Source organism: Desulfurella sp., assembly GCF_049977265.1.
Lineage (GTDB): Bacteria > Campylobacterota_A > Desulfurellia > Desulfurellales > Desulfurellaceae > Desulfurella.
Genome location: NZ_JBMFGQ010000088.1, coordinates 1 through 1,782, shown reverse-complemented (window position 1 = coordinate 1,782; position 1,782 = coordinate 1). Strand labels below are relative to the sequence as shown.

Here is a 1,782-nt window from a genome sequence, read left to right as displayed (position 1 = left end):
ATGAGATGCTGGGTGTAAAACCACCTATCTCGTTACAATGAAGCGGGAATGCAGGAGTATTATTGGTAAGCGATGCTCTACATAATTTAAGCGATTCAATGTCCGCAATCTTTAGCTATATTGCAATTACACTAAGCCGTAAAAAAGCAAATAAAAAGTATACGTTTGGTTATGCAAGAGCAGAAATTTTAGCAGCTTTTGTTAATTCAGGCGTATTGTTTATTGTAACGCTCTATATTGTTTACGAAGCTATATTGCGATTGATATCGCCTAATAAAATTTTACCTGTAACAATTGTTAATATTTGCTTTGGTAAGTTTTATAGGAAATTTGCTTAGCACAATTATCTTATACGCTCATTCAAAGTCGAGTATCAATATGAAATCCACTTATTTGCATATGCTTGGAGATGCAGTTGGTTCTTTTAGCGTAATTGTCGGTGCTGTTTTAATAATGTACTTAAAGATTTACAGAATAGATTCTATTTTAACTATTCCAATCTCAATTTATTTACTGAAAGAATCTGTAAAATTGATTATTAGATCGGCAAAGATTTTAATGGAAGCATCACCTGACTCGGTTGATTTAGATGAAATCAAAAATACAATTCAATCTATTTCTGAAGTAAAAAATGTTCATCATATTCATACCTGGTCTATATCGGATAGAGATATATTTTTAGAACTCCATATAGAACTTGAGGATATGCCTTTAGAAAAAACTGAGATTATAAAACAAAAAGTTCAAAATCTTTTAAAGGAAAAAGGCGTAACACATGTAAATATACAGTTTGAAACAAAAGGCTGTTCTTCTAAATCTATCTTATGTGAGGAACAGATCTGGTAGAAAATCTTTAATGAAAGCTTTGTTTAGAAAAACTTTATCATAACAAATACGAGCAAATATGCATCATAAAAGTTATCAGCCATACCCACTCACCTTGCTATTTAAAACTATTTGCTAATTTGATAATTACTGTAAAAATCACTTAAATAGTGTTGCAAAAATTAATACTTGACAATATCAAAATTAATTGTATATTGTAAGTATCCCCATCCCAGGGGGTAAGGAGGGTAAGAAATGAAACTAATAGACAGGAAAGTTACAAAAGAAAACAAAGAGCTATTGATTGGTAACTTGAAAGAGGAGAGTCTAAAGGAAGGATTTTCTATTTTATCTGAGTATAATTTTAACACAATATTGGAAAAAAAAGGATTTCAAACAGATAAAAAAGCGTATATTTTAGAAATATGCAATCCTTCTATTGCAAAGGAAGTGTTATTTTTAGATCCCATTGCTGGCATCAATCTCCCTTGTAAGTTAGGTGTATTTGAAAAAGACGATGGTTATCATGTTATTTATATGGATCCAGAATCTTTGGTAGAAGATAAACATCTAAAAATTGTACTGGCAAGCATATCCAGATCTTTAAATAGCATTGTAGATAAAGCCATGCAATTAAATTAAATTTTTGGAGGATTTATGGAAGAGACAAACAATCAAATTTTAGTCAAACATAAAGACCCAGTATGTAACATGTGGGTATTGGAATCTGATGCTAAAGTGTTGATAAACTATAATGGAGTAGATTACTATTTTTGTTCCATAGAATGTGCAAAAACATTTGAATCTGAACCATTGAAATATATACAAAATGAAAATTCTTCTTTAAAAGATCAAAAGTTAAATACTGCACACAAAAGCTCTAGCCAAGACAGCGTACATTTTATGAATCATCAAGATACAACAAACACTAATGTTAATCAAAAGCATAAGTGTTGT

2 protein-coding genes and 1 pseudogene are annotated in these 1,782 nt (G+C 30.2%); all 3 read left to right on the top strand.

Annotated elements, in window-relative coordinates; all coding sequences use genetic code 11:
* Window positions 1-62 precede the first annotated feature (62 nt).
* A pseudogene (locus ACP5FO_RS08755) lies at window positions 63-794 on the top strand (cation diffusion facilitator family transporter).
* Window positions 795-1,080: 286 nt separating this feature from the next.
* Window positions 1,081-1,467 carry a DUF302 domain-containing protein gene (locus tag ACP5FO_RS08750; RefSeq protein WP_291490243.1) on the top strand — a complete coding sequence of 129 codons (387 nt, stop codon included), beginning with the start codon at window positions 1,081-1,083 and terminating at the stop codon, window positions 1,465-1,467.
* Between the two features lie 15 nt (window positions 1,468-1,482).
* Window positions 1,483-1,782: YHS domain-containing protein (locus tag ACP5FO_RS08745; protein ID WP_291490242.1), on the top strand; the 300-nt coding region annotated here is incomplete at its 3' end.

Coding starts and splice junctions, on each gene's coding strand:
- ACP5FO_RS08750 (WP_291490243.1), top strand. CDS start 1,081: ATGAAACTAATAGACAGGAAAGTTACAAAAGAAAACAAAGAGCTATTG.